Origin of the sequence: Pseudomonas sp. LAP_36, from assembly GCF_019456785.1 — a bacterium.
GTDB classification, from domain to species: Bacteria; Pseudomonadota; Gammaproteobacteria; order Pseudomonadales; family Pseudomonadaceae; genus Aquipseudomonas; species Aquipseudomonas tritici.
Map to the genome: position 1 here is coordinate 190,999 of NZ_JAHZMS010000005.1, position 22,655 is coordinate 213,653.

Here is a 22,655-nt window from a genome sequence, read left to right on the forward strand (position 1 = left end):
CTATAAGATTCGTATCCCGGAGCGCTCTCGATGTCCTCTTGTTTCAACCGCCGGTCCTCCTCGCCCGTCCTGTCCGTGCTGACGGCGGCTATCCTGCTGGCAGCTGCGCCAGTGATGACGGCCGCTGCTGCCGAACCTGCGCCGCGCAGCCATGGCAATTACACCTTCAGCATCGAGCAGCAGCCGCTGGTCTCGGCACTCAACGCCTTTACCGCCGTCACCGGCTGGCAAGTCGGCCTGCCGGCGGAACTGGGCCAGGGCGTATCGTCGCCTGGCGTACGCGGCTCAACGTCGCCGGAAAAAGCCCTGGACCGGCTGTTGGTGGGGACCAACCTGAGCTACCGCAAACTGGGCAATAACAACATCGTCCTGGAAAAGCGCGCAGCGGGCAGCACGCTCAACCTACAACAGGTGACCATCAGCGCCACCCGTAACGAGCAGGATGTAACCAGCGTGCCGAGCAGCGTCACCGTGCATGAACGTGAGGAGCTGGACCGCCAGAACGTGAACACCATTCGCGAGCTGGTGCGTTACGAGCCCAACGTCTCAGTAGGCGGCGCCGGCGGCCGTGCGAGCAACTCGGGCTACAACATTCGTGGCATTGACGGCGACCGCATCCTCACCCAGGTGGATGGCGTGGAAGTGCCGGACAATTTCTTCAACGGCCCTTACGCCAAGACCCGCCGCAATTACGTGGACCCGGAAATCGTCAAGCGCGTGGAAATCCTGCGCGGCCCGGCCTCGGCCCTATATGGCAGCAGCGCCATTGGTGGCGCCGTCAGCTATTTCACCCTCGACCCGGATGACATCATCAAGCCCGGCCAGGACTTCGGCGCCCGCCTGAAGACCGGCTACAGCTCCGCCGACGAGAGCTGGTTGACCTCTGGCACCGTCGCCGGGCGCGTGCAGGACTTCGACGGCTTGCTGCACTTGAGCCAACGTAATGGTCACGAAATGGAATCCTACGACGGCAACAACGCCACGGGCCTGGCGCGTACCGGCGCCAACCCCGAAGATGCGCGCACCACCAACGTGCTGGCCAAGCTGGGTTGGAATTATCGCGATGACAACCGACTGGGCCTAACTTACGAGAAGTTCAAGGACGATCGCGACGTCAACCTCAAGAATGCCGTGGGCGGCCCATTCACAGGCGGGCGCGGCTTCAACTTCTACCGGGCGCGGTCGGGCAACGACACCATCACCCGCGAACGTTTCGGTATCGAAAACCGCTTCGCCCTCGAATCGCCGATTGCCGATCACATCAAGACTAGCCTCAACTACCAGATCGCCAAGACCGACCAGACCACTGCCGAGATCTACCAGCCATCACGGCGTGTCTTGCGCACCCGCGAAACCCTTTATGAAGAAAAACAGTGGGTGTTCGACGCACAGTTGGACAAGGCCTTCAGCCTGGGTGAAACCGATCACCAACTGACCTATGGCACCACCCTCAAACAACAGAAGGTTACCGGCTCCCGCGAAGGCGCGGCGACCTGCCTGGCGGTCGGCAGCGGTTGCACGGCCATCGGCGCGCCCAGCCCGATTGCCAGCGACAGCGTGAAAAAAGCCAGCGACTTCCCGGACCCGACTATCAACACTTACTCGCTGTTCGCGCAGGACCAGATCACCTGGGACAAGTGGACCTTCCTGCCCGCGGTGCGCTATGACTACACCCAACTCAAGCCCAAGTTGACTGAAGAGTTCCTCAACACAGTCGACCCGACGCGGATCTACGCCCACAGTGACAAGGAAAAAACCTGGCACCGTGTGACGCCCAAATTCGGCCTGACCTACGCGCTGACCGATCACTACACCTGGTTTGGTCAATACGCTGAAGGTTTCCGCACACCGTCAGCCAAAGCCTTGTACGGCCGCTTCGAAAACCTGCAGCAGGGCTACACCGTCGAGCCCAACCCGGACCTCAAGCCGGAAAGCAGCAAAGGCGTGGAAACCGGGATTCGTGGCAACTTCGATTCCGGTTCGTTTGATATCGCCGTGTTCTACAACAAATACCGCAATTTCATCGACGAGGACGCCTCCGTCGCCGGCAGTACCTCACAGCAATTCGAAGCCAACAACATCAAGCACGCTACCATCAAGGGGATCGAAGCCAAAGGGCGCCTGAACCTTGACGCGTTTGGCGCACCGCAAGGCCTGTACACCCAGGGTTCGGTTGGCTACACCTATGGCCGCAACGACGATAATGGCGAGGCGCTCAACAGCGTCAACCCGCTCAAGGGCGTATTCGGCCTGGGCTACGACCAGGACAACTACGGTGGCCTGCTGAGCTGGACCCTGGTGAAAAAACAGAATCGCGTCGACAGCACCACCTTCCATGCGCCTGACGGCAGCACCACTGGCCCCTTCAAGACCCCAGGCTTCGGCATTGTCGACCTGACCGCCTTCTATAAGGTCACCCACGACGTGACCCTCAACGGTGGTCTCTACAACCTGACCGACAAGAAGTACTGGAACTGGGATGACGTGCGCAGCTACGACGGCGTCGGCGAGGCCGGTGTGACCTCGCCCGCCAACCTCGACCGCCTGACCCAGCCGGGTCGCAACTTTGCGATCAACGTGGTCTGGGACATCTAACGCGCACCACTCACCTCGTCGAAATTTCATCGCCGGGGTGAGGATTTTTTACTGTGCCGCGTCTTCTTGTTCGTCTAGTTGATAACCGCTCTCTTTAAGAGCAATAAGGCGCTCCCCTTCTCAAGGACTTATTCATGACCGCTTCTCCTACCGCAGAACGTCCAAGCCTGCGCTCCCAGCGCCTGAACCAGATCACGAACGAGCCGCACACCAAGCTCGACGCATTGGTCAAAGCCCACGCGCCGTTCGAGACACAGGCCAACTTCGCGCGTTTCGTGGTGGCGCAGTATCTGTTCCAGTCGGAACTGGTGGCCCTCTACAACGATGCCGAACTGATCAAGATCGTGCCGGACCTGGCGGAGCGCTGCCGTGCGGACGCTGCCAAGCTGGACCTGGCCGACCTGGACACCGAAGTGCCTGCGCCGGTGGCGGGCGCCGTGAAGAACCCGAGCAAGGCCGAAGCCCTCGGCTGGCTGTTCGTTTCCGAGGGCTCAAAGCTCGGCGCTGCGTTCCTGATCAAGCGCGCCGTGGGCCTGGGCCTGAGCGAAACCTTCGGTGCCCGTCACCTAAGTGAACCGGCCGGCGGTCGTGCCGAAGGCTGGAAGCGCTTCACCCGCACCCTCGACGCCTTGGCGTTCAGCGCCGAAGAGGAAGCCGCAGTGGAAAAAGGCGCGGTCGACGCGTTTGTACGCTTCACCGTCTTGTTGGAACAGGCGTACGCTAGCGCCCCTGAACTGGCGTAATGCTCCGGTAGAAACCGGATCAATGTGGGAGCTGGCTTGCCTGCGATAGCGGTGTACCTGCAACACATGTAGTGCCTGATGTACCGCTATCGCAGGCAAGCCAGCTCCCACCCTTGATTGCATTTCAACTCAAGCAATCTGTCTCTCTTTCCACCAGATAAGCTTCACCATGACCCGCAAACCCCAATCCACCTCGAAAATCGCGCAGATCCTCTTCGGCCTGCTGGCCTACGTCAGCCTGGGCATCGGATTAGTGGCGATTGTCATCCCGGGTTTGCCCACCACCGAATTCATCCTCTTGGCCGCCTGGGCCGCCACCAAAAGTTCGCCGCGCCTCAGCGCCTGGCTGGAAAACCACCGGCTGTTCGGGCCGATCCTGTCCAACTGGCGCAACGGCAAGATCATCGCGCGGCGGGCCAAGGTGAGCGCCACCGTGAGCATGCTGCTCTGCGCGATCCTGATGCTGGTGATGCTCGACCACGGCTGGCCGATCTACCTGGCGATTGCCGGCATGAGCCTGGGCAACCTGTGGATCTGGTCACGCCCGGAACGGCTTGCACGCCCCACAGAACGCTGCCTGTAGGCATTCTCCTACCGCTCATCGCTTGCTTCTCATGAATTGATTTATGACGCCGATGTTTCAGACATAGCGCCGAATGGACTTGGCTCTGCTGCTTGCATACCAATACGTCCATTCGCGAGTGAACCTATGTTCGACACCCTCTCCATCCGCTTGAAAATCGTGCTGTTGTCAGGCCTTTGCCTGTTGGGGGTGATAGCGCTGATCATCAGCATCAACCTGTACGAGACCGATCAGAACGATCACCTGATCAGCGATTCAAGCTCGCGAATGCTCACCAGCAGTGTGCAGAATCTGCTGCAAGCCAAGGCTGCCGAACAGGCGGTGCAACTGCAGAAAACCTTTGGCGAGAACCTGTTGGTGGTGACTGCCCTCGCCGACCAAGTCAAGGACCTGCGCAACCTCGCCGCCAAGCGCTCACTGGACCCCGGCGCGCTGCGAGAGGAACTCAACCAGAGTCTTAAAACCACCTTCGAACGCAACAGCAAGGTGCTCGGTATCTGGTTGTCGTTCGAGCCCAATGGGCTGGATGGCAAGGACAGCGAATTCATCGGCGACAAGGCTCGCGTGTCCAACGAAAAAGGGCGCTTCTCCAGCTACTGGAGCCGTGCCGGTGGCGAAGGCCTGAACACCATCATGGTCGAGGATGACCTGACCAAGACCGCCCTCAACCTCAGCGGCACGCCCTACAACATTTGGTACACCTGCCCACGAGACACCCGCAGCACATGCCTGCTGGACCCGTACGAAGACACCGTGGGCGGCAAGCCGGTGCTGATGACCACCATCTCCCTGCCGCTGATCGTGGACGGTAAAGTGATCGGCGTAGTCGGTGTCGATATCGCCCTCAACAGCCTGCAAACCCTCACCGATGCAGCACAAAAGGAATTGTTCGAAGGCGCCGCGCACTTGGAAGTCATTTCCAGCACCGGCCTGATTGCCGCCTACAGCGGCGAGCCGGCCAAGGTCGGCAAAAACCTGGTCGACACCCTCGGCGCCGAGGGCAAGGAAATCGTGCAACTGCTTGCCAGTGACAGCCACGTCAACCGCGAACAGGGCGATACGATCCGTGCGGTCTATGCGGTCAAGCCTATCGCCGATGCAAAAGCCTGGGGCGTGCTGATCAAACTGCCCAAACACGTGATGCTTGCTGACTCCGCGAAACTGCAGGACATGCTCGATAAAGCCCAGGCCAGCGGCACTTTCAAAGCCTTGCTGGTAGGCGCCGCCGCCGGCTTGCTCGGCTTGCTGCTGATCTGGCTGACCGCCACCGGCGTGACCCGTCCGATCAACAGCGTGGCCGCCATGCTCAAGGACATCGCCAGCGGTGACGGCGACCTCACCCAGCGCCTGGCCTATGCCAAGAAAGACGAGCTGGGCGAACTGGTGAACTGGTTCAACCGCTTCCTCGACAAGCTGCAGCCGACTATCGCGCAGATCAAGCAAAGCATCACCGAAGCGCGGGGCACTGCCGATCAGTCCTCGGCCATCGCGCGCCAGACCAGCGAAGGCATGCAGGTGCAGTTCCGCGAAATCGACCAGGTGGCCACGGCGTCCAATGAAATGAGCGCCACCGCCCATGACGTCGCTAACAGCGCGTCCAATGCCGCCAGCGCGGCACGCGGCGCCGACCAGTCGGCACGTGAAGGCATGCAGATCATTGAAAAGAGCACACGGGACATCACCACCCTGGCCGAGGAAGTCAGCAAGGCGGTGACGGAAGTCGAAGCCCTGGCGGTCAATAGCGAGCAGATCGGCTCGGTACTCGAAGTGATCCGCAGCATCGCCGAGCAGACCAACCTGCTGGCACTCAACGCTGCCATCGAAGCCGCGCGCGCCGGGGAAAGCGGTCGTGGGTTTGCGGTGGTGGCCGACGAAGTACGCAACCTGGCCAAGCGCACCCAGGATTCCGTGGAGGAAATCCGCCTGGTGATCGAACGCATCCAGAGCGGCACCCGTGGCGTAGTGGCGACCATGCATTCGAGCCAAAGCCAGGCCCAGAGCAATGCCGGGCAGATCCATCAAGCGGTGCAGGCCCTGGGCAAGATCAGCGATGCCGTCACGGTGATCAGCGACATGAACCTGCAGATCGCCAGCGCCGCCGAGCAACAAAGCGCCGTGGCCGAAGAGGTCAACCGCAACGTCTCGGCAATTCGTACCGTGACCGAAACCCTCACCGGGCAAGCCACCGAGTCGGCGGCGATCAGCAGCCAACTGAATGCATTGGCCAGCCAGCAGATGAAGTTGATGGATCAGTTCCGGGTGTAACCCGATCTTCAAAACAATGAAGATCAAAAATGTGGGAGCGGGCTTGCTCGCGAAAGCGGAGTGTCAGTCGGCACATGCATGACTGACACACAGCTTTCGCGAGCAAGCCCGCTCCCACATTTAGATCGCTTGTGGCTTAACGACCCGGCCAGGCCTGAACAAACGCCGCCACATCTTCCTTCGGCGCCGTACGCGGCGGGTTCTGCGGCGTGCCTAGGTAGAGGAAACCAATCACTTCCTCACCCGCCGCCAGCCCCAAGCCTTGAGCAACGTGCGCCGAGTAAGACAATTCGCCAGTGCGCCACACCGCACCAATGCCCTGGGCGTAGGCCGCCAACAGGATCCCATGGGCAGCGCAGGCTGCAGCCAGCAGTTGCTCGGACTTCGGCACCTTGGAATGTTCCTGCAAGCGGGCAATCACCACCACCACCAACGGCGCACGCAGCGGGCCATTCTGGGCTTTGTCGATGGCGGCTTGCGGCGCTTCAGCGTCTTGCAGGCGCGCCGCCTCAGCCAGCAACGTGCCCATTTGCTCGCGGGCGGCGCCTTCCACCGTCAGGAAACGCCAAGGGCGCAACTGCCCGTGGTCGGGCGCCCGCATGGCCGCGGCGAACAGCACGTCGCGCTGCTCCTGGGTCGGTGCCGGTTCCAGCAAACGCGGCACGGAAACACGGTTGAGCAAAGCGTCGAGAGCCTGCATTGGCCACCTCCAGAGAAAAATGTGCGGTCATTCTAGCGGGAATGAATCGGGATGCCACCAAACGATAATTGCTCTTATTCATTGCGCCCTGCCCTGTTAGACTTTGCGCCCATAATTTGCGCATTCGCTTAGGGATTTCGATGTTCCGTCCGTTTTTTCGCCTGTCCGCAGCACTGCTGGCCTTGAGCCTGACGGCCTGCGATGACGCGCCCAGGTTCACCAAGGCCGAGCCCGGTGAATCACGGGCGGGCGGCGCAGCGACGGTGAACAAGCGCGACCAGAACGCGTTTTCCCTGCCTTCGGCCAACTTGTCGGCCACGCGGCGCCTGGATTTCAGTGTGGGCAACAGCTTCTTTCGCAGCCCTTGGGTGATCGCGCCGTCCACCACCACGGCGCGTGATGGCCTGGGCCCGTTGTTCAATACGAATGCCTGCCAGAACTGCCATATAAAAGACGGCCGTGGGCATCCACCGTTGCCCGACGCACCGAATGCGGTGTCGATGCTGGTGCGCCTGTCCATTGAGAATAGCCCTGCGTATGCCAAGCTGATCGAACAGATCGGCGTAGTCCCTGAACCGGTCTACGGCGGGCAACTGCAAGACATGGCCGTGCCCGGCGTTGTGCCCGAAGGCAAGGTGCGGGTCGACTACACGCCGGTCAACGTTACCTTCAAGGACGGCACGGTAGTTGAACTACGCAAGCCGGACCTGCAAATCACCCAGCTTGGCTACGGCCCGATGCATCCGGATACACGCTTCTCCGCGCGCATCGCCCCGCCGATGATCGGCCTGGGCCTGCTGGAAGCCATCAGCGACGCCGATATCCTGCGCAACACCGACCCGAAGACCGCCGACAAAGAAGCCATCGTCGGCCGCGCCAATTGGGTCTGGGACGACGCCCAGCAAAAAACCGTGCTTGGGCGTTTCGGCTGGAAAGCCGGGCAACCCAACCTCAATCAACAAAATGTTCACGCGTTTTCTGGTGATATGGGCCTCACCACGTCCCTGAGACCGTTCGATGACTGCACCGATGCTCAAGTCGCCTGCAAGCAGGCGCCCAATGGCAATGGCCCCGACGGCGAGCCTGAAGTCAGCGACAACATTCTGCGCCTGGTGCTGTTCTACACGCGCAACCTGGCGGTGCCAGTGCGCCGCGACGTCAACTCGCCGCAAGTGCTGGCCGGTAAAAACCTGTTCTATCAAGCGGGCTGCCAGGGTTGCCACACACCCGCGTTCACCACGGCTGCCTCCGCCTCCGAACCTGAACTGGCCAGCCAAGTGATTCGCCCCTACAGCGACCTGCTGTTGCACGATATAGGCGACGGATTGGCCGACAACCGTAGCGAATTCAAGGCCGGTGGCCGCGACTGGCGCACGCCGCCGTTGTGGGGCATTGGCCTGACGCAAACCGTGAGTGATCACACCCAGTTCTTGCATGACGGCCGCGCGCGCAACCTGCTCGAAGCCGTGCTATGGCACGGCGGCGAAGCACAAGCGGCGCAGCAGCATGTGTTGTCTTTCAATGCCGAGCAGCGCGCTGCGTTGCTGGCGTTCCTGAATTCTTTATAAGCCTTGTCCCAATTACAGAAGGGAGCTCGACATGTTCCGTCCCAAGTTGTTGTTCACCAGCCTGGCCGCTCTCGCCCTCGGCGCTTGCTCACCGCAAGACCCGCAAGCAGTGACCTCGGCGGCTATCGCCAAGCAAGTGATTTTGCCGACCTACAGCCGTTGGGTTGAAGCCGACCGCCAACTGGCCGTCAGCGCCCTGGCTTACTGCCAAGGCAAGGAAAGCCTGGACACCGCGCGCGCCGACTTCCTGCATGCGCAAAAGGCCTGGGCCGAGTTGCAACCGCTGCTGATCGGCCCGCTGGCCGAGGGCAACCGTGCGTGGCAGGTGCAGTTCTGGCCGGACAAGAAGAACCTGGTCGGCCGCCAAGTCGAACAACTGGTCGCCAGCCAGCCACAGATCGACGGCGCGGCCCTGGCCAAGTCCAGCGTGGTCGTGCAAGGCCTGTCGGCCTACGAATACATCCTCTACGACGCCAAGACCGACATCGCCGACGACGCCCAAAAAGCCCGTTACTGCTCACTGCTGGTGGCTATCGGCGACCGTCAGAAGGCCCTGGCCGAAGAAATCCTGGCCAGCTGGAACAGCACCGACGGCATGCTTGCGCAGATGACCAAGTTTCCTAACCAGCGCTACGCCGATTCCCACGAAGCCATCGCTGATCTGCTGCGCGTCCAGGTGACTGCGCTGGACACCCTGAAGAAAAAACTCGGTACGCCGATGGGCCGCCAGACCAAGGGTATCCCGCAGCCATTCCAGGCCGATGCGTGGCGCAGCCAGTCGTCCCTGCAAAGCCTCGAGGCCAGCCTCGCGGCGGCCCAGACTGTGTGGGTCGGCGTCGACAACAAAGGCCTGCGCGGCCTGTTGCCTGCCGAGCAGAAGCCGTTGGCCGACAAGATCGATGCCGCCTATGCCGCCTCGCTGAAGCTGTTCGACAGCAACCAGCGTACCCTCAACGAACTGCTGGCCGACGACGCCGGGCGCCAGCAGCTCAACGACATTTATGACAGCCTCAACGTTGTCCACCGCCTGCACGAAGGCGAACTGGCCAAGGCGCTGGGCATCCAACTGGGCTTCAATGCCAACGACGGTGACTGATGATGCTCAGGCGACAGGCTTTGGCGGTTGGCAGCATGCTGCTCAGCGCGCTCACCTTGGGTGGCTGGACGCTGTTCAAAAGCAAAGACAAAAGCCCGCTGCTGCTCTCGGCGCGCGATGATGCGGACGGCAAGCACTACGCTGTGGGCTATCGCCTGGACGGCAAGCAAGTGTTCGCCACCCAGGTCGGCCAGCGCTGTCACGACATCATCAACCACCCGACGCTGCCCATAGCGCTGTTTGTTGCCCGTCGCCCGGGCACTGAGAGTTATCTGATCGACCTGCGCAGTGGTGCGCTGCTGCAAACCATCACCTCCCATGCCAATCGCCACTTCTATGGCCATGCGGTCATTCACAAGAGCGGCGACTGGCTGTACGCCACCGAAAACGACACGTCCGACCCCGGCCGTGGCCTGCTCGGCGTGTACAGGTTCGAAGGCGAGCGGCTGGTGCACAGTGGCGAGATTTCCACCCATGGGATCGGCCCGCATCAGGTGTCGTGGATGCCCGACGGCGAAACCCTGGTGGTGGCCAACGGCGGCATTCGTACCGAAGCCGAAAGCCGCGTGGAGATGAACCTCAACGCCATGGAACCGAGCCTCGTGCTGATGCAGCGCGACGGTACGCTGATCAGTAAGGAAACCCTCGGCCAGCAGATGAACAGCGTGCGCCATATGGGGATCGCCAGCGATGGCACCATCCTTACCGGGCAGCAGTTCATGGGGCCGTCCCAGGAGCGTTCCGAGTTGTTGGCGATCAAGCGACCGGGCCAGCCTTTCGTCGCGTTCCCAGTGGCCGATGAGCAGTTGCAGGCGATGGGGCACTACACCGCCAGCGTCGCGGTGCACAGCGAATTGCGCCTGGTGGCGTTGACCGCCCCACGGGGCAACCGCTTCTTTATCTGGGACATGGACAGTGGCGAGCTGCGCCTGGATGGACCATTGCCCGACTGTGCCGGTGTCGGCGCCGTCGAGGATGGTTTTGTCGTGACCTCGGGCCAAGGCCGTTGCCGGTTCTACGATTGCCGTCAGAAACAGTTGGCAGCAAAACCGTTGGAATTGCCGGCAGGGCTCTGGGATAACCATCTGCATCTGATCTGACGCCCCCCTCTGAACAGGGCCAGTCCTGGCCCTGTTCCCGGTGATAAACACCGTCTGGAATACCCACTACACTTCTACAAAAAAATCGTCTGCCAAAGTTTTCCAGGGAACCGGAATATGCTGCGCCGTCGCATGCTGATCATGTTGGGTATCGTCCTGTTAATCGTCCTGCTGCTGGGGGGCTACAAAGCCTTTTCCATCTACCAGCAGATCCAGGTCTTTTCCACGCCAAAACCGGCGGTCAGCGTGGCGGTCGCGACGGTGGTCGAACAACCCTGGCAACAGCGCCTTCCATCCGTCGGCTCACTCAAAGCCCTGCAAGGTGTGAACCTGAGCCTGGAGGTGGCCGGCACGGTCAAGGAGGTGCAGTTCGAGTCCGGGCAGAAGGTCAAGGCCGGACAACCGCTGGTGCAACTCGACAGCGCAGTGGAAAGCGCCCTGCTGGAAACCGCCCAGGCTGACCTCGGGCTGGCCCAGCTGGATTATGGTCGCGGCAGCCAACTGGTGGGCAGCCAGGCGATTTCCAAAGGCGAGTTCGACCGCCTCTCCGCGCAACTGCAAAAGAACAAGGCCACGGTCAATCAGCTCAAGGCTTCGCTGGCAAAAAAACACATTGTCGCGCCCTTCAGCGGCACCATCGGCATTCGCCAGGTGGATGTGGGTGACTACCTGGCCAGTGGCACGGTGATCGCTACCTTGCAGGACATCAGCAGCCTCTACGTCGACTTCTACATCCCCGAACATGCCGTGCCCAAGCTCGCCCTCGGGCAAGCCGTGCAGGTGCAAGTGTCGGCTTACCCAGGCCAGCCATTCTCCGGCAAGGTCAGTGCAATCAACCCCAAGGTCGAGAACAGCACCCGCAACGTGCTGGTGCGCGCCACCTTGGCCAATCCTGACGGCAAGCTGCTGCCCGGCATGTTCACCAGCCTGGACGTGCTGCTGCCCAATCCCGCCCCGCAAATCGTGGTACCGGAAGGCGCGATCACCTACACCCTCTACGGCAACTCGGTGTACGCCGTGGCCGAGAAAAAAACCGAGCATGGTGAGGTCGAAAAAGACACCAGCGGCAAGCCGCTGCTGATCGCCGAACGGCGGTTCGTCGAGACCGGTGAGCGGCGCGGCGGCCTGGTGCTGGTGAGCAAAGGCCTGAGAGCCGGTGAGCAGGTGGTCAGCGCCGGCCAGTTGAAACTGGACAACGGCACACCCATCGCCATCAGCCCGGACAAAAACCAGCCGGCAGGGCACTAGGCCATGAAGTTCACAGACGCCTTTATCCGCCGTCCGGTGCTGGCCATGGTGGTCAGCCTGCTGATTGTGCTGCTGGGTTTCCAGGCCTACAGCAAGCTGCCGCTGCGCCAATACCCGAGTATGGAAAACGCCCTGATCACGGTGACCACCGCCTACCCCGGCGCGAATGCCGAGACCATCCAGGGCTATATCACCCAACCGCTGCAGCAAAGCCTGGCCAGCGCCGAAGGCATCGACTACATGACCTCGGTGAGTCGCCAGAACTTTTCGGTGATCTCGATCTACGCGCGCATCGGTTCCAACAGCGACCGCCTGTTCACCGAATTGCTGGCCAAGGCCAACGAGGTGAAGAATAAACTGCCGCAAGACGCCGAAGACCCAGTGTTAAGCAAAGAGGCCGCTGACGCCTCGGCGCTGATGTACATCAGTTTCTCCAGCCAGCAGTTGAGCAACCCGCAGATCACCGATTACCTGTCACGGGTGATCCAGCCCAAGCTCGCCACACTGCCGGGCATGGCCGAGGCGGAGATCCTTGGCAACCAGGTGTTCGCCATGCGCATCTGGCTCGACCCGGTGAAACTGGCAGGCTTCGGCCTCAGCGCCAGTGACATCACCGACGCCGTGCGCCGCTACAACTTCCTGTCCGCCGCCGGCGAGGTGAAGGGCGAGTTCGTGGTCACCAGCGTCAACGCCAACACCGACCTCAAGTCCGCCGACGCCTTTGGTGCGATCACCGTCAAGACCGACGGCGACAGCCGCGTCCTGTTGCGCGACGTGGCCCGGGTGGAAATGGGCGCGGAGAACTACAACGCCATCAGCTCGTTTGGCGGAACGCCGTCGGTGTACATCGGCATCAAGGCCACGCCCAGCGCCAACCCGCTGGATGTGATCAAGGAAGTGCGCAAGATCATGCCGGAGTTGGAATCCCAGCTCCCACCCAACCTCAAGGCGGAAATTGCCTACGACGCCACGCTGTTTATCCAGGCGTCCATCAACGAGGTGGTCAAGACCCTGTTTGAAGCCGTATTGATCGTGATCGTGGTGGTATTCCTGTTTCTGGGCGCCCTGCGTTCAGTGGTGATACCGGTGATCACCATCCCGTTGTCGATGATCGGTGTGCTGTTTTTCATGCAATTGATGGGCTACTCGATCAACCTGCTGACCCTGTTGGCGATGGTGTTGGCCATCGGCCTGGTGGTGGACGATGCCATCGTGGTGGTAGAAAACATTCACCGGCATATCGAGGACGGCAAGACACCGCTGGATGCGGCACTGGAAGGCGCGCGGGAGATTGCCCTGCCGGTGGTGTCGATGACCGTCACCCTGGCGGCGGTGTATGCACCCATTGGTTTTCTCGAAGGGCTCACCGGGGCACTGTTCAAGGAGTTCGCCCTGACCCTGGCGGGAGCGGTGATCATCTCCGGCATTGTTGCCCTGACATTGTCGCCGATGATGTGCGCGCTGCTATTGCGCCACGATGAAAACCCTTCGGGCCTGGCCCATCGCCTCGACCGGATTTTCGACAGCCTCAAGCGCCGCTACCAGCGCATGCTGCATGGCACCCTGAACACGCGGCCGGTGGTGATCGTGTTTGCGTTGATCGTACTGTGCCTGATCCCGGTGTTCCTCAAGTTTACCCAGTCGCAACTGGCCCCCGACGAAGACCAGGGCATCATCTTCATGATGGCCAGCGCACCGCAGCCGACCAACCTGGAATACCTCAACACCTACACCGACGAGTTCATCAAGATTTTCAAGGAGTTCCCGGAGTACTACTCGTCGTTCCAGATCAACGGTTTCAACGGTGTGCAATCGGGCATCGGTGGCTTCCTGCTCAAACCGTGGAACGAGCGCGACCGCACCCAGATGCAGATACTCCCCGAGGTACAAAGCCGCCTGGAGCAGATTCCGGGCCTGCAAGTATTCGGCTTCAACCTGCCCTCCCTGCCGGGCACGGGCGAAGGGTTGCCGTTTGGCTTTGTGATCAACACGGCCAACGATTATGCCTCGTTGCTCGAAGTGGCCAACCGCGTGAAGAAACGCGCGATGGAGTCAGGCAAATTTGCCTTCGTCGATATCGACTTGGCATTCGACAAACCCGAAGTGGTGGTGGATATCGACCGCGCCAAGGCCGCGCAGATGGGCGTGTCGATGCAAGACCTCGGCGGCACCCTCGCAACGCTATTGGCCGAGGCGGAAATCAACCGATTCACCCTCGATGGACGCAGCTACAAAGTGATCGCCCAGGTAGAGCGCGCCTACCGCGACAACCCCGACTGGCTGAACAACTACTACGTAAAGAATAACCAGGGCGAACTGCTGCCGTTGTCGACCTTGATCACCCTCACCGACCGCGCTCGTCCTCGGCAATTGAACCAGTTCCAGCAACTCAATTCGGCACTGATCTCGGGGTTTCCCATCGTGAGCATGGGCGAGGCCATCGACACGGTGCGCCAGATCGCCCTTGAAGAAACCCCACCCGGCTATGCGTTCGACTACAGCGGTGCGTCACGGCAATTCATCCAGGAAGGCACGGCGCTGTGGGTCACGTTTGGCCTGGCCTTGGCGATCATCTTCCTGGTGCTGGCGGCGCAATTCGAGAGCTTTCGTGACCCTCTGGTGATCCTGGTGACAGTGCCGTTGTCGATCTGCGGAGCGCTGATTCCGCTATTCCTGGGCTGGTCGAGCATGAACATCTACACCCAGGTCGGCCTGGTGACACTGATCGGCCTGATCAGCAAACACGGCATCCTGATCGTGGAATTCGCCAACCAACTGCGCAAAGACAAGGGCCTGACACCACGGCAGGCAGTGGAGGAAGCGGCGGCGATTCGCTTGCGGCCGGTGTTGATGACCACCGCGGCAATGGTATTCGGCATGGTGCCGTTGATTTTCGCGACAGGGGCAGGTGCGGTGAGCCGGTTTGATATCGGAATGGTGATTGCCACGGGGATGTCGATCGGCACACTGTTTACGCTGTTTGTATTGCCCTGCGTGTACACCCTGCTAGCCAAACCGGATACGCCTTGAACCTACAAAGCAAAAAAAGGGCCTCGCATCGCAAGGCCCTTTTCTGGGGGTTTGAATCGTTTCAACTCTGTGGCCTCATCCCTTGAGACATTCCAAACATAAACAGCAACAACTCGTGATCAGGCTTTACCGCCGTGCTCGCCTTGGCGACGCGCGGCAACGGGCATTGCGCGCCACCCTGCATTGCGCTGAGCACCTGTGTGCGAGGCTGCTCCCACGCCGCCAGCGCCAAGGCTGCAACGCCCAGCGCCCCGACCAAAAACAAACCTCGTGCTATTTCTAGCTTCATCTGGTTAAACCCTTGATAGCGCTGCCAAACGCCGTCTCGTAAAAGTAGCTGAGTTTTTTCCAGTCGGCATCGCTCCACGACGAATGGCGGCGCAATTGCAGCATGTCATGGGAGGCTGCCCGATAAGCGGTCAAGCGCTGGCGGCATTTCTCGAAATCCAGCAGCGCCACTTCAACATTGGCCGAATCACCTTCGCCTGTCACCCGCACAAAAATATGCTTGATGTACAGACAGCCATGCTGCCAACGCCCCTTGTGCATGCGCGCCAGGGTGCCAGCCAATTCCTTGAGCACGCGTTCATGCACCTGCTCGCCGTATTGCTCGCGGCCACCGGCGGCGTACCAGTTTTCAATTTCGTCAAAGCCATCAAGGGCTGCGGTCACCAGCAGTGCCTGCCAGCGGTGCTCGGGGTCGCGGCGCGCCTCGCAAAAGACCATTTCCGGAACGCGTACGTCCAACAGGCGCAGGCCTTTGATAGCGTCGCGTTCACGCAGCACGGTGGGACGGCCGAAGGGGTGCAGCCAACTGCGGTAGATATGCCCGGTCTGGCGCTTGCTATAGAGCAAACGTCCATTGGAGCTTGTCACGCGCTGCACGCCACTTTCACCGCCGCGCCGGCGGTTGGGCTCTTCGACCCATTCGCCCTGCTGGCGCCAGAAATAATCGAATCGCTCTTCGGGCGCTACGTGACTGCCTGCTACGCACTCAACTGCCATCCTGTTACCTCTTGCGTAATACGTACACCCGCCACATGGCGTAGAGCGGTATGAAGTCCAGGGATTCCTGAACGCGAAAGCCGGCTTCCTCGAACTCCGCTTCGACAGTAGCAGCCGGTAACACAAATCTGTTTTGGTAACCTTCCTGCTCACCGTTCTTGCGACGCTGCCCTTCGAGACGCTTGCGTTTCCAGGCTTTGAAATTGCCATCGACCCACAGCGAAATGATCACGCTGTCACGGGTAACACGCTGAAACTCCCGCAATATCGCCAGCCGATGCGCCGGATCACCAATGTGGTGCAACAGGCGCATACAAAAAATGCTATCGACGGCGTTATCCGGCAGATCGATATCAAACGCAGACGTTTGCAAAGGCCGTACCCGTTTCACCACTTCGGCGGGCTGGGCGACCGTTGCCACCTTCAACATCGAGGCGGAATTGTCAGCACCGATGATCACACGGTTGGGTTTTTCGGCCAGCAGCGGCCAGAAGCGCCCGGCACCGCAGGGCAGGTCCAGCACCAAGCCAGGCTCACCGGCCATCGCCAGCGCGCCACGGGCCAATTGCTCGTCGCGCTTATGGGACAGCCGGCGTGCCAGATTGTCCTGATGCTTGAGCAAATATTCGTGGGCGTGCTCGTCGTCGTACTTTTTCGAAAATTCGAGCTTTATCGGGGTAGACATCTACGGATCTCCAGTTGCTGATGCCTACAACCTTAAGCAGCAATCTGTGATCAACAGGTCAACCCGTTGTGAAAAACTTGTCCTGTCCAATCCCATACATTTCAAGACTTTACAGACACAAGCAATAGCATCGGGCCATTTTCGCCGAATTACGGTGATGTCTGGCAGGATAACGGTAGGGGGTGGAGTCAGGCGTTGACCTGACTCAGTTGCACATGAAAGCGGCAGCCGTTGGGCTCCATGGTGCTGAGGCTCACGCTCCAGCCCTGGTTCTCGCAGATGCGCTGGACCAGAGACAAACCCAGGCCCAAGCCGTCACCGCGCTTCTCGTTGCCGCGCACGAACGGCTCGAACATCGCTTCGCGCTTGTCTTCGGGAATCCCCACACCGGAGTCTTCCACCACAAAACCACTGGGCTCCAGGGTCAGGCGGATAAAACCGTGTTCGGTGTAATGCAAGGCATTGCGCAGCAGGTTGCCCATTACCGCGTGCAGGAACGTCGCGTTGTACCGGGTATCCAAGGGGTTGCCCGGCTGGTAGATCAACTCCAGGCCCTTGCGCTCAATGGGCTCGCGCCAGATACCGAGCAGATCATCGGCGACCTGCTCCAGGCTGACCTGGGGCGACATGGTGCCGTCGTCATGCTCCGCGCGGGCCAGCATCAGGAAGGTCTGCACCAGTTCACGCATTTCCTCACAGGCACGGGCGATCCGCTCGACCTGGTTACGCCCACGCTGATCGATGGCCGGGTTTTCCAGCAGCAGTTCGCAGGAACTGGCCAGCACCATCAACGGGGTGCGCAACTCGTGGCTGACATCACTGGTGAACATCTGCTCTCGAGACAGGGCCTGACGCAGGCGCCCCAGCGTGGCATCGAAGGCCACGGCCAGCTCACCCACTTCGTCAGCCGCGTAATCCGGCGCCAGAGGGGGTGCCAAACCCAGCAATTGGTCACGGTGACGTACTTGGCGAGCCAGGCGCACCACCGGTGCCATCACTTTGCGCGCCAACACCCACCCCAGGAAAACCGCCAGCGCCAGACTGAGTACGAAACCCACCAGCACCACGGCAAACAGCACGCGTTCGCGCTCTTCGAAATCGCTTTGGTCCTGCAACAACACGTAGCGCCGGCCGTCGACCACTTCAACCATGGCGTGGTAAGACAGCGACTCGCGGAATACTTCGTGGAAACCGGGTTCGAGGTGACGCAGATCCTTGGGCAATTCAAAATCGCCGGGACCTCCGCTGAAGTAAAACAGCTGGTCCGGCTCGGGCCGGTGGCGCCAGTCCTCGACGGTATCCATCAGCAACAGGCGCTGCAGGTCACCGCCCAGGCCGGCCGAGATCAGTTTTTCTTCCACCAGGTGCACAGTCGCGACGATGCCCATGGCGAAGGCGCCCGCCACCAATGCACTCATCAAGGCAAAGGCAATGATGATCCGTTGGGCAAGGCTCTGCTTAAACTCCATCACGCCCCTCGGCCAAGCGATAACCGACGCCGTGCACGGTTTGCAGCAATGGCTTGGCGAACGGTTTATCGATCACTTGGCGCAATTGGTGGACGTGGCTGCGCAGACTGTCGCTGTCCGGGCAGTCATCGCCCCACAGCGCTTCTTCAAGGATTTCGCGGCGCAGCACGTGCGGGCTCTTCTGCATCAGCACCGCCAGCAGTTTCAGGCCGACCGGGTTGAGCTTGAGCAGGCGCCCTTCGCGGGTGACTTCCAGGGTGTCGAGGTCGTAGCTCAGGTCAGCCACCTGCAGTGTGCGACGACCGCCGCCCTGTGCACGGCGCAGTACGGCTTCGATCCGCGCCGCCAATTCCGACAGGGCAAAGGGTTTGAGCAGGTAATCGTCGGCGCCAGACTTGAAGCCTTGCAGCCGGTCATCCAGTTGATCGCGGGCGGTGAGCATGATCACCGGCGTGTCACGGCGCGCATCTTCGCGCAGGCGCTTGCACAGGGTGTAGCCATCGATGCCGGGCAGCATGATGTCGAGCACGATCAAATCGTAATGTTCAGTGGCAGCCAAGTGCAGGCCCGACAAACCGTCCTGCGCACAGTCAACGGTATAACCCTTCAACCCCAGGTAATCCGCCAAGTTGGCGAGGATATCGCGGTTGTCTTCAACCAATAAAATTCGCATGGGAGTGTCTCCGTACGCGGTAGCAGCCGTGTTGGCTCGCGCAGCTTAAGGCCAAGTGTGGCTCAGGGATAGGCCTGGAGGGCACGCTGATAAAGCTTTTCAACCAAGATTTATAGTGAACGAGATTTTCACTATGGCTTCACACAGTGGCGACAGTGCCAGGGGGAAAATTTGCGGTTAACTCAACGTTTCATCGGTTCGCAGGGCGCCATCGCAGGCAAGCCAGCGCCCACAGTTGACTGCATTTCAAATTCAAACAATAAAAAAGCCCCGCCTGCATCACTGCAGGCGGGGCTTTTTCAGTAAGGGGGTAAGGCTGGCTTACATCATGCCGCCCATGCCACCCATGCCGCCCATGTCTGGCATACCGCCACCGCCAGCGCCTTCAGCCTTAGGCTTGTCAGCAATGGCAGCTTCGGTGGTCAGGATCAGGCCACCGATGGAGGCTGCAGCTTGCAATGCCGAACGAGTCACCTTGGTAGGGTCCAGGATGCCCATTTCGATCATGTCGCCGTAGACGCCAGTCGCAGCGTTGTAACCGTAGTTACCTTTGCCGTTCTTGACTTCGTTGACCACAACGCTTGGCTCGTCGCCGGAGTTGGCAGCGATCTGGCGCAGCGGTGCTTCAACAGCACGACGCAGCACAGCAATACCGACGTTCTGGTCAGCGTTGTCGCCGGTCAGGTTAGTCAGGGCTTCCAGTGCACGGATCAGCGCAACGCCACCGCCAGGTACCACGCCTTCTTCAACGGCTGCACGGGTTGCGTGCAGGGCGTCTTCAACGCGGGCTTTCTTCTCTTTCATTTCAACTTCGGAACCCGCGCCAACCTTGATCACTGCAACGCCGCCGGACAGCTTGGCCAGACGCTCTTGCAGTTTTTCACGGTCGTAGTCGGACGAAGTCTCGGCAACCTGGGCGCGGATCTGAGTGATGCGCGATTGGATGTCGCCTTCAACGCCAGCACCGTCAACGATGATGGTGTTTTCCTTGGAAATGGTCACGCGCTTGGCACTACCCAGGTTTTCCAGGGTGGCGCTTTCCAGGCTCAGGCCGATCTCTTCGGAGATAACGGTACCGCCGGTCAGAACAGCGATGTCCTGCAGCATGGCCTTGCGACGGTCGCCGAAGCCTGGAGCCTTGACGGCTGCGACTTTAACGATGCCGCGCATGTTGTTCACAACCAGCGTCGCCAGGGCTTCGCCTTCAACGTCTTCGGAAACGATCAGCAGTGGGCGGCCGGCTTTGGCAACGGCTTCCAGTACTGGCAGCATTTCGCGGATGTTGGAGATCTTTTTGTCGACCAGCAGGATCAGCGGGCTGTCCAGCTCGGCAACCATGGTTTCAGGCTTGTTGACGAAGTACGGGGACAGGTAGCCACGGTCGAACTGCATGCCTTCTACAACCGACAGTTCGTTTTCCAGGCCAGTGCCTTCTTCAACGGTGATCACGCCTTCTTTGCCGACTTTTTCCATGGCTTCGGCAATGATGTCGCCGATGGAGCTGTCGGAGTTGGCAGAGATGGTACCTACCTGGGCAATAGCCTTAGTGTCAGCGCATGGCTTGGACAGGTTTTTCAGCTCAGCAACGATGGCGATGGTCGCCTTGTCGATGCCGCGCTTGAGGTCCATCGGGTTCATGCCGGCAGCGACGGCTTTGTAGCCTTCGTTGACGATTGCCTGAGCCAGAACGGTAGCGGTGGTGGTGCCGTCGCCTGCGTCATCGTTGGCACGGGAGGCAACGTCTTTGACCAGCTGCGCGCCCATGTTTTCGAAACGGTCTTCGAGTTCGATTTCTTTTGCTACCGAAACGCCGTCCTTGGTGATGGTCGGAGCGCCGAAGCTCTTCTCGATGATCACGTTACGGCCTTTAGGGCCCAAGGTCGCTTTTACTGCGTCAGCCAGGATGTTGACACCGGTGAGCATTTTTTTGCGGGCGGAATCGCCGAATTTAACTTCTTTAGCAGCCATGATCGATATTCCTTAAATACTTTGGAGTAACGGGAAAATGAGCGGGGAAATCAGTCTTCCAGAACAGCGAGAATCTCGTTCTCAGCCATAACCAGCAGGTCTTCGCCGTCGACTTTCACAGTGTTGCTGCCGGAGTAAGGACCAAATACAACCTTGTCACCGACTTTAACGGCCAGCGCACGCACATCACCGTTTTCCAGGGTCTTGCCTGGGCCTGCAGCGACGATCACACCGTGGTTGGCTTTTTCAGCAGCCGAACCTGGCAGAACGATACCGCCAGCGGTTTTCTTTTCTTCTTCGCTGCGACGGATTACGACGCGGTCGTGCAGAGGACGAAGCTTGCTCATTGTCGATCTCTCCTAATTGTGTTTTTCATCGGCCGGTATCAGTACCGGCAGGTTGTATTCCGGCGGTGCCGGTCGCGCCTCGCCAAGCAAGACGCGGAAGTCTGTCTGATGTCACCACCAGAAACCTTGCGGTGACCGTTACATAAGGGCGCATAAGCTTATTACAAGGGCCTCGACGGAAATTTTTTGAGTGTGTCGACGGCTCAAAGCAACACGGCACCCAGAGGTGCCGTGCCAGTGAAGCGGTTATTTGCTGTCGCGGTGTTCGAATTCGCCTTCGATCACATCACCTTCACGCCCCAGTGGCTGGCGCGGAGCCGGACCGCCACGAGGTTGCAGGTCATCGGCGAACGCACGCTGGCGAATCGCCGCCTCTTCGGCACGCTGACGCATCTTGCCGGCAAGCAGCTTGCGAGTGACTGGCAGCAACATCACCAGGCCGACCACATCGCTGATAAATCCCGGCAGGATCAACAGGCCACCGGCCAGGGCCATCATCAGGCCTTCAAGCATGGTCTGTGCGGGCAGCTCGCCACGATTCAGGCTTTCACGGGCACGCAGCGCCGTGGCCAGGCCGGCGACGCGCAGCACCAATACGCCGAGCATCGAGCCGAGAATGATCAACAGCAGGGCCGGGAAAAACCCGATCGCACTGCTGACTTGAACGAATACGAACAGCTCCAACACCGGGAACAGCAGAAAGAGCAATAAAAAAGGGCGCATCAAATGGTTCCTCAACGCAAGAATGCCTTGCCAGTCCACCTTAGATGACGTCGCCATTTCGTGAATTCAAGCGTCAGCGGCTTCTTTTTTCGGCCAGACGTCAGCGTGCGCCAATGAAACCAGGGCTTCGCGCACTTGTGTCGGAGTGTTGCAAGGCTCTGCGAACGGTAACCAATATAAGGATTGGCCGATACGCAGGTGCATGCCTTCGCTGTCGATACCGGCCAACTGCGCAGGCTCGGAAGTCGGCAAACCGGCCAAGTCGACGTAGTGGGCAATGGCTTTGGTGTGATCGCTGTTCATGTGTTCGATCATGCTGCGCTCAGCCGCACCCGCGAACGGGTTGGCCAGGGTCAACTGGTCGACCCAGTGAATCGCCCCAAAGCCGCCGATGTAACGGTGGCGCACCGGCTTGAGCACCCAGAAGTCGAAGTCGTGGGCTTGGTGGTAGTTGGCCGAATCGGGGAAGTAGCGGTAATAACGCTCGGCCGCTGCCTCGATGGCAGCGCCCTCCTGGAGTTTTACGGCCTCAGCGAGGTAGGTGAGGCGCCCGACGGCCTGCACGTCATCCGCCTCACGCTCACCTACCAGCAACGAACACTTTGGGTCTTTTTGCAGGTTGTGGGTGTGCTGGGCAATACGGCTGATGAGGATCAGCGGACGGCCCTGCTCGTCCAGGCAATACGGCACGACCGAACCAAAAGGGAAACCCGGCATGGCTTTGGACTGTGTGGCGAGAGCCCCACGGTATTCCTTGAGCAACAGCTCTCGGGCGTTCTTGGCAACCTGTGCGCTCAACGTTGGCTCCTCGGGTATTCAGCCGCCCATGACTTATGGGAATGGATCTCAACACAAGG

General features: G+C 60.2%; 18 protein-coding genes and 2 pseudogenes. 10 read left to right on the forward strand and 10 right to left on the reverse strand.

The window, feature by feature from the left end; translation table 11 throughout:
* Positions 1 to 30: 30 nt before the first annotated feature.
* The 5 genes and pseudogenes from JBO08_RS18020 to JBO08_RS28500 all read left to right on the forward strand — a co-directional run.
* Complete coding sequence (locus JBO08_RS18020; protein ID WP_220074389.1) at positions 31 to 2,595, forward strand: TonB-dependent receptor; 2,565 nt, start codon at positions 31 to 33, stop codon at positions 2,593 to 2,595.
* A gap of 134 nt (positions 2,596 to 2,729) precedes the next feature.
* On the forward strand, positions 2,730 to 3,338 hold the full coding sequence (locus tag JBO08_RS18025) for a biliverdin-producing heme oxygenase (protein ID WP_065873632.1): 609 nt from the start codon (positions 2,730 to 2,732) through the stop codon (positions 3,336 to 3,338).
* 169 nt (positions 3,339 to 3,507) lie between these two features.
* Positions 3,508 to 3,921, forward strand: coding sequence for a YbaN family protein (locus JBO08_RS18030; RefSeq protein ID WP_065873633.1), 414 nt, complete (start codon positions 3,508 to 3,510; stop codon positions 3,919 to 3,921).
* Between the two features lie 267 nt (positions 3,922 to 4,188).
* Positions 4,189 to 5,280, forward strand: a pseudogene (locus JBO08_RS28495) (chemotaxis protein); the annotation flags it as partial.
* A gap of 381 nt (positions 5,281 to 5,661) precedes the next feature.
* Positions 5,662 to 6,186 (forward strand): annotated as a pseudogene (locus JBO08_RS28500) (methyl-accepting chemotaxis protein); the annotation flags it as partial.
* A gap of 136 nt (positions 6,187 to 6,322) precedes the next feature.
* Here the strand turns inward: JBO08_RS28500 and JBO08_RS18040 are convergent.
* Complete coding sequence (locus tag JBO08_RS18040) at positions 6,323 to 6,886, reverse strand: NAD(P)H nitroreductase (RefSeq protein WP_220074391.1); 564 nt, start codon at positions 6,884 to 6,886, stop codon at positions 6,323 to 6,325.
* A 140-nt stretch (positions 6,887 to 7,026) separates the two neighbouring features.
* Here JBO08_RS18040 and JBO08_RS18045 point away from each other — a divergent pair, with 140 nt between their 5' ends.
* The 5 genes from JBO08_RS18045 to JBO08_RS18065 all read left to right on the forward strand — a co-directional run bounded on the left by JBO08_RS18045 (position 7,027) and on the right by JBO08_RS18065 (position 14,928).
* Positions 7,027 to 8,454, forward strand: a complete 1,428-nt coding sequence (locus JBO08_RS18045; RefSeq protein ID WP_220074392.1) for a di-heme oxidoredictase family protein — start codon at positions 7,027 to 7,029, stop codon at positions 8,452 to 8,454.
* A gap of 31 nt (positions 8,455 to 8,485) precedes the next feature.
* Positions 8,486 to 9,550 carry an imelysin family protein gene (locus tag JBO08_RS18050; RefSeq protein WP_065874588.1) on the forward strand — a complete coding sequence of 355 codons (1,065 nt, stop codon included), beginning with the start codon at positions 8,486 to 8,488 and terminating at the stop codon, positions 9,548 to 9,550.
* 2 nt (positions 9,551 to 9,552) lie between these two features.
* Positions 9,553 to 10,650 carry a DUF1513 domain-containing protein gene (locus JBO08_RS18055; RefSeq protein ID WP_220074438.1) on the forward strand — a complete coding sequence of 366 codons (1,098 nt, stop codon included), beginning with the start codon at positions 9,553 to 9,555 and terminating at the stop codon, positions 10,648 to 10,650.
* 117 nt (positions 10,651 to 10,767) lie between these two features.
* Positions 10,768 to 11,898 (forward strand): efflux RND transporter periplasmic adaptor subunit, encoded by a 1,131-nt coding sequence (locus tag JBO08_RS18060; protein ID WP_065874586.1) that lies wholly within the window; start codon positions 10,768 to 10,770, stop codon positions 11,896 to 11,898.
* Positions 11,899 to 11,901: 3 nt separating this feature from the next.
* Positions 11,902 to 14,928, forward strand: a complete 3,027-nt coding sequence (locus JBO08_RS18065; RefSeq protein ID WP_065874585.1) for a multidrug efflux RND transporter permease subunit — start codon at positions 11,902 to 11,904, stop codon at positions 14,926 to 14,928.
* A gap of 61 nt (positions 14,929 to 14,989) precedes the next feature.
* Here the strand turns inward: JBO08_RS18065 and JBO08_RS18070 are convergent, their stop codons facing one another.
* The 9 genes from JBO08_RS18070 to JBO08_RS18110 all read right to left on the reverse strand — a co-directional run bounded on the left by JBO08_RS18070 (position 14,990) and on the right by JBO08_RS18110 (position 22,596).
* Positions 14,990 to 15,217 carry a hypothetical protein gene (locus tag JBO08_RS18070; protein WP_049711701.1) on the reverse strand — a complete coding sequence of 76 codons (228 nt, stop codon included), beginning with the start codon at positions 15,215 to 15,217 and terminating at the stop codon, positions 14,990 to 14,992.
* Positions 15,214 to 15,933: a lipopolysaccharide kinase InaA family protein gene (locus JBO08_RS18075; protein ID WP_065874584.1), complete on the reverse strand. Its 720-nt coding sequence runs from the start codon at positions 15,931 to 15,933 to the stop codon at positions 15,214 to 15,216. The genes JBO08_RS18070 and JBO08_RS18075 overlap by 4 nt, the downstream gene beginning before the upstream one ends.
* 4 nt (positions 15,934 to 15,937) lie before the next feature.
* Positions 15,938 to 16,618 (reverse strand): class I SAM-dependent methyltransferase, encoded by a 681-nt coding sequence (locus JBO08_RS18080; RefSeq protein ID WP_065874583.1) that lies wholly within the window; start codon positions 16,616 to 16,618, stop codon positions 15,938 to 15,940.
* 188 nt (positions 16,619 to 16,806) lie between these two features.
* Positions 16,807 to 18,087 carry a HAMP domain-containing sensor histidine kinase gene (locus JBO08_RS18085; RefSeq protein WP_065874582.1) on the reverse strand — a complete coding sequence of 427 codons (1,281 nt, stop codon included), beginning with the start codon at positions 18,085 to 18,087 and terminating at the stop codon, positions 16,807 to 16,809.
* Positions 18,077 to 18,760, reverse strand: a complete 684-nt coding sequence (colR, locus tag JBO08_RS18090) for a two-component system response regulator ColR (RefSeq protein WP_049711697.1) — start codon at positions 18,758 to 18,760, stop codon at positions 18,077 to 18,079. The genes JBO08_RS18085 and colR overlap by 11 nt, the downstream gene beginning before the upstream one ends.
* Positions 18,761 to 19,081: 321 nt before the next feature.
* Positions 19,082 to 20,728: a chaperonin GroEL gene (gene groL / locus JBO08_RS18095; RefSeq protein WP_049711696.1), complete on the reverse strand. Its 1,647-nt coding sequence runs from the start codon at positions 20,726 to 20,728 to the stop codon at positions 19,082 to 19,084.
* A 50-nt stretch (positions 20,729 to 20,778) separates the two neighbouring features.
* Positions 20,779 to 21,075: a co-chaperone GroES gene (gene groES, locus JBO08_RS18100; RefSeq protein ID WP_003175874.1), complete on the reverse strand. Its 297-nt coding sequence runs from the start codon at positions 21,073 to 21,075 to the stop codon at positions 20,779 to 20,781.
* Positions 21,076 to 21,321: 246 nt separating this feature from the next.
* Positions 21,322 to 21,798 (reverse strand): FxsA family protein, encoded by a 477-nt coding sequence (locus tag JBO08_RS18105; protein ID WP_016971150.1) that lies wholly within the window; start codon positions 21,796 to 21,798, stop codon positions 21,322 to 21,324.
* A gap of 66 nt (positions 21,799 to 21,864) precedes the next feature.
* A complete protein-coding gene (locus JBO08_RS18110; RefSeq protein WP_065874581.1) occupies positions 21,865 to 22,596 on the reverse strand; it encodes a HugZ family protein in 732 nt (243 codons plus the stop codon).
* Positions 22,597 to 22,655: the final 59 nt, after the last annotated feature.